The 5,751-nt window shown below is 74.2% G+C and carries 5 protein-coding genes; 2 read left to right on the forward strand and 3 right to left on the reverse strand.

Annotated features, from left to right (window positions below):
• The 3 genes from ACSNN9_RS27425 to ACSNN9_RS27435 form a co-directional block, all read right to left on the reverse strand.
• On the reverse strand, nucleotides 1-1,318 hold a 1,318-nt coding region (locus ACSNN9_RS27425), incomplete at its 3' end, for a uracil-xanthine permease family protein (protein ID WP_436676177.1).
• 211 nt (nucleotides 1,319-1,529) lie between these two features.
• Nucleotides 1,530-2,165, reverse strand: a complete 636-nt coding sequence (locus ACSNN9_RS27430) for an alpha-ketoglutarate-dependent dioxygenase AlkB (protein WP_436676179.1) — start codon at nucleotides 2,163-2,165, stop codon at nucleotides 1,530-1,532.
• 134 nt (nucleotides 2,166-2,299) lie between these two features.
• Nucleotides 2,300-3,625, reverse strand: a complete 1,326-nt coding sequence (locus tag ACSNN9_RS27435; RefSeq protein WP_436676180.1) for a polysaccharide pyruvyl transferase family protein — start codon at nucleotides 3,623-3,625, stop codon at nucleotides 2,300-2,302.
• 309 nt (nucleotides 3,626-3,934) lie between these two features.
• Between ACSNN9_RS27435 and ACSNN9_RS27440 the strand changes: the two genes are divergently transcribed.
• Entirely contained in the window at nucleotides 3,935-5,176 is a 1,242-nt protein-coding gene (locus ACSNN9_RS27440; protein ID WP_436676182.1) for an acyltransferase family protein, read from the forward strand.
• Nucleotides 5,177-5,315: 139 nt separating this feature from the next.
• Nucleotides 5,316-5,751: hypothetical protein (locus ACSNN9_RS27445; RefSeq protein WP_436676183.1), on the forward strand; the 436-nt coding region annotated here is incomplete at its 3' end.

The raw sequence follows: 5,751 nt of genomic DNA on the forward strand, positions 1-5,751 counted from the left end.
GGGTGGGGGTGGTGCCGCGCAGGTGGGCCACCAGGCGCATGCCGTGGTAGACGGCGAGGGCGGCGGCGGTGCCCAGGGCGATGCCGTTGAACGACAGGTCGCCGGCGGTGAGGGTGTAGTTGGCCGCGCCGACGACCACCGCGACGGCGGCGGTCATCAGGTTCACCGGGTCGTGGAAGTCCACCCGGTTCTCGATCCAGATGCGCGCGCCGAGGATGGCGATCAGGCCGTACAGGGCGGTGGTGGCGCCGCCGAGCACGCCGGCCGGCACGGTGAGGATCAGCGCGCCGAACTTCGGGCTGAGCCCGAGCAGCACCGCCGTCAGGCCGGCCACCCAGTACGCGGCGGTGGAGTAGACCCTGGTCGCCGCCATCACGCCGATGTTCTCCGCGTAGGTGGTGGTGCCGGACCCGCCGCCGGACCCGGCGAGCATCGTGGCCAACCCGTCGCCCATGAACGCCCGACCCATGTCCCGGTCCAGGTTCCGGCCGGTCATCGCGGCGACCGCCTTGACGTGCCCGGCGTTCTCGGCGATCAGCACCAGGATCACCGGGATCACCAGCACGACCGCGCGCAGGCTGAAGCTCGGCGTGTGGAACTCGGGCAGACCGACCCAGGCGGCGTTCCGCAGCCCGTCGACCGCCTTCGGGTCCAGGTCGCCGAGCGCGGCGGCGAGGACCCAGCCGACCACCACCCCCAGCAGGATGGACAGCCGGGCGAGGAAGCCGCGGAAGGCCACCGTGGCGAGCAGGATGGCGGCCAGGGTCACCACCGCGATCAGCGGCTGCGCCTTCACGCCGGTGCCGCTCCCGCCGCCGTCCCAGGCGACCGGGGCGAGATTCAGGCCGATCAGCGCGACGATCGCCCCGGTGACCACGGGCGGCATCAGCGCGTCGATCCAGCGTGACCCGGCGAGCTGGACGACCAGCCCGACGGCGGCCAGCGCCGCGCCGGCGACGACGATGCCGCCGAGCGCCGGGCCGATGTCCCCGCCGGCCTTGGCCGCCAGCACCGGCGCGATGAAGGCGAAGGACGAGCCGAGGTACGAGGGCAGCCGGTTGCCGGTGATCAGCAGGAACAGCAGCGTGCCGAGCCCGGAGAAGAAGAGCGTGGTGGCGGGCGGGAAACCGGTGATCAGCGGCACCGTGAAGGTGGCGCCGAACATGGCCACGACGTGCTGCACGCCGACGCCGAGGGTGCGCGGCCAGGAGAGGCGTTCGCCGGGGTGGACCACGTCGCCGGGGCGGATGGACCGGCCGTCGCCGTGGACCGCCCACGCGGACCAACGGGAGCGCGGCTCGGTGGAGGACTGGGTCATGGAACGCCCTTCGCGTCGGCAAGAGGTGACGGGGGCGCAGGTGAAACCCAGGAGTCGTTTCTAGCAGAGCCCCGGCGCGGTCCGGCCGGTGGCCCGGGCACGGTCCGGCCGGTGGCCCCGGAACCGGTCCGGCCGGTGGCCCGGCGTGCCCGGTCGGTGGCCCGGGCGGAGCCGTGCCGGCCCGCGACCGGTTGCCGCCCGGTCGGGTGGGTCAGGCGACGCCGGCGGGGCGGAACTGGACGCTGACCCGGGGCCCGACGGGTCGGGTGGTCTTGGGCACGGCGTGCTCCCAGGTGCGCTGGCAGGAGCCGCCCATCACCACGAGGTCGCCGTGACCGAGCGGGAAGCGCAGGCTGTCACCGCCGCCGCGGGGCCGCAGCAGCAGCGCGCGCGGCGAGCCGAACGAGACGATGGCGACCATGGTGTCGGTGTGCGCGGAGCGGCCCTGGGTGTCGCCGTGCCAGGCGACGCTGTCGCGGCCGGAGCGGTAGAGGCACATGCCGGCGGTGACGAAGGGCTCGCCGAGCTCGGGGGCGTAGTACCGGGTGAGGGCGGTGCGCGCCTCCGTGAGCAGCGGGTGCGGCAGCGGGCGGTGCCCGGCGTACCAGCAGAGCAGCCTGGGCACGTCGACCTCGGCGTCGTACATCGTGCGGCGCTCGGCCCGCCAGGGGACGTCCCGCAGCAGGACGTCGAAGACCTGGTCGGAGCCGGCGACCCAGCCGGGGAGATGGTCGACCCACGCGCCGTGGGTGAGCGGGTGCCGGCGCAGCCGGCCGGCCAGCGGGCTCAGCGACGGTGCGGCGGCGGTGAGGTCGAGCATCGACGGCTGGTAGGCGGCCCCGGTCATCCGCCCAGCGTACCCGCCATGTTGGTACAGGTGTACGGAAGCGGTGTGCCGGGCGGCCGCGAGTCTGCGCGCGCCCGCCCGGGACGGGACGGGCGCGGCGGCTCAGCTCCCGGCCGGGCGGTGCGGACGCCGCCTCAGCGGTTCAGCATCCGGCGCACCCGGCCGCCGATCACCTGCTTGACGCGGGTCTGCAGCCGCTGCCCGCGCAGCGCCTCCGTCTCCTTGCGCAGCTCGGCGTTGCGGTCGCGCAGCCACTGGATCCGCTCCAGCAGCACGTCGGGGGAGGTCGCGGCGGCCGGGCGTACGGCGGGCGGGAAGGTGGTGGACCTGACCTGCGCGTCGAACCGGGCCGCGCTGTCGCCGTCGGCGAAGGCGTTGCCGAGCTCGTGCTTGGCGAGGAAGGCCAGCATCGTCTCGTAGCGCGACTTGTGCCCGTCGTTGAGCGCCGTGTAGTCCGCCTCCTCGTAGAGCTGGGCGGCGTCGATGTCGGCCGGCACGTCCCGCATCACCCGGTGCGGGATGTCGAAGTACCGGGCGAGCTCCAGGGTGCGCGAGTCGTGCGCGAACAGGTAGCCGGGCGTGCCGGAGACCAGCGCGGTGATGGTGCCGTGGATCCGGGTGCCGAACGCGAACTCGAACCCGGAGAGGTAGTCCATCCAGGTCCAGGGGTCGACGAACATCCGCACCTTGTCCTCGGTGAACAGCGGGTGCGAGGTGTGGACCGGGATCTTGCTGGACTTGCCCCGTTCCGCGGGGGCGTCGCCGTAGAGCAGCGTGCCGAGCGTCTTGAGGTCCTGGGGCAGGTAGCGCAGGTTCGGGTACCGCTCCTGGTGCCGGGCGATGATCTCCGCCATCGACGTGACGTACGGTGAGACGGTGAGCGCGAGCCTGTCGTCCGGCTCCAGCGCCGCCTTCCTCTTCTCCACCCGCAGGCTGTCGCCGTGCAGGAACATCGACGGGCAGCCGATCACGTCGACGGCGGAGAAGCCCAGGGTGCGCAGGTAGTCCCGGGTGATCTCGCCCCGGACGCCGATGCTGTGCGAGCGGTCGAGGACGGCCCGTACGAACCGGGTCACGACGTCGTCGATCGGGCGGAGGTACTCCCGGTCGCCGTTGACGTCGGTCTGCACGCCGACCCCGAGCACCACGACCGGGATCTTCAGCTGCTCGATGAGTTTCGTCATGGCCTCGACGCGGTGGGCGTAGCTGCGTCGGAAGGCGTTGGCGAGCGGTACGACGTAGACGTCGTACTTCTCGTTGATCATGTCGGCTTCGCGCGGATTGACCCTGAACTCGGTCGAGGTGATCTCGGCGGTGGCGGTGCGCAGGAGCTTGTGGGCGGCGTGGCTGAAGACGAGGTTGCCGTTGTTCTCGCCGATCCAGTTTCGCTCGTACGTCTCCTCCGGCGAGTAGACGTCGAATGGGCCCTTCTTCGCCCGCATCAGGATCCGCTGGTGCATTTGTCCCGCCTCTCGTCACCTCCGGGTCCCGGAATACTAGCCACCGCTCGGGTGTGGACCGGACACGTGTCACCGCCGTCACAGAAAGGGACGGAACGGTCGCCGGGAACGGGAGGAACAGGCGCTCCCCGACGGAGCAGAACGGGCACTCACGGGCGGGACGGCACAGAGCCTCAGGTCCGGCGGGTAGGGTGCCCGGCGGGCGGCGTCGCGCGGCGGACCGCCACAGGCGCCCTCCGGGGCTGCCGACGACGGGGCCGAGGAGGAGACGTACGTGCTGGTGACCCTGCGGATCGTCGGGATGCCGGCATGACGGACGTCGCGACCGTCGCGCCGGCCTCCCGGCCCGCGTCCTCGGCGAACCGCCTGCCGTCGCTGACCGGGCTGCGCTGGGTCGCCGCCCTGCTCGTCTTCGGCTTCCACGTCGCGACGATGGGCATCATCGTCGAGCCCGGCCACAAGGCCGTCGTGGACTGGGCCTTCGCCCTCGGCCTCTCCGGCGTGCAGTTCTTCTTCATTCTCAGCGGCTTCGTGCTGGTCTGGTCGGCGCGCCCCAGCGACACCCGTCGGGCGTTCTGGCGCCGCCGGGTGGCCAAGATCTGGCCGAGCCACGTCGTGCTGTGGGCCGCGGCCCTGGCGGTCGCGGCCTGGCTCGCCGACCCCGTGGACCCGGCCGTCGCGGTGGAGAACCTGTTCCTCCTCCAGGCCTGGGACCCCCGGCCGGGCCACTTCTACAGCATCAACACGGTCAGCTGGTCGCTGTCCTGCGAGTTCTTCTTCTACCTCTGCCTGCCGCTGGCGCTGCCCCTGATCCGCCGGGCCAGGCCGTGGGCGCTGTGGGCCGTCGTGGTCGCGGTGCCGCTGCTGATCCTGGCGCTCTGGCCGGCCCAGGCCCTGGTGCCGGAGGAGAGTCGCTGGTGGTTCACCCAGGTCTTCCCGCCCGTACGGTCGCTGGAGTTCTGGATGGGCGTGGCCGCCGCCGAGCTGATGCGGCGTGGCCGGTGGCGGGGGCCGGGCCTGCCGCTGGCCAGCCTGGTCTTCGTGGCGACCTGGGTGGTCGCCGCCCAGTGGGTCCGCGCCGAACTGTGGGCGGCGTTGCTCTCGGTGGCGTACATCCTCGTGATCGCCGCGGCGGCGGACGCGGACGTGCGCGGTCGGCGCTCGCCGTGGCGCTCCCGCCCCATGGTGTGGCTCGGCGAGGTCTCCTTCGCCTTCTACCTGGTGCACGTCCTGGTCATGATCACTGTTCTGCGGCTCAGCGGCGACTGGGGCGTCGGCTTCCCCGGCTGGTGGGGGCTGGCGGTGGTGCTCGGTTTCCTGCTGGTCAACCTGGCCCTGGCCGGCCTGTTGCACCGCTTCGTCGAGACGCCGATGATGCGGCTGCTCACCCCGCGCAGGCCGGCCCGGGCGACGCCGCGGGGCGGCGACGGCGCCGGGGAGGCCCCCGGCGGCCCCGCGCCGCCGCCGGGGGAGCGGGGCAACGCCGTGCCGCGCCCCCGGCCCGCCGACCCGCAGCCCGACCGCCGATCGGCGTACGTCGACTCGCGCTGACGGTCCCGGCCACCCGGGCGTCCACCGCCGTGCGGCGACCCGCGCCACCGGGGCGGGTGTCTCCAGCCTGCCCGGTGCGGCGCGGGCCGACACGCCCGGTGGCGGTGCGGGCCGGCGGACCCGGCGGTAGCGTGATCGCGTGGCTACCGTCGCGCTCACCTGTCCCTTGTGGTGGGTGGCGCGGTGGGCCGCGCGACTGCTGACCGGCCTGGCGGTCGCGGTCGCGTTCACCGCCGGCGCCGGGGCGTTCCCCGCCGCGCCGCTCGGCGGGGCGTCCGAGACGCTGGCGGCCCCCGCCCCGCCGCGGCCCGCCGGCTGGCCGGACTGCCCCTGCCCCGCGCCCGTCGCCCGTGCCGACGACGTCATCCGCGCCGTCGGTCCCGCCGGCCCTGCCCGTGCCGCCGTCACCCGGGCCGACGGTCCCGCCGGCCCGGCCCGTGCCGCCGGCACCCGGGCCGACGGTCCTGCCCGGGCCGCCCGCGCCGGGGCCGCCTCCGGCCATGCCCGCCCCGCGGTGCCGGCCGCCGAACCGGCCCCGGACCAGGCCGCCGTGGTCGTGCTCGCCGGTCCGGGGC

This window comes from Micromonospora sp. URMC 107 (assembly GCF_051386315.1).
In the GTDB taxonomy this organism is placed as follows: domain Bacteria; phylum Actinomycetota; class Actinomycetes; order Mycobacteriales; family Micromonosporaceae; genus Micromonospora.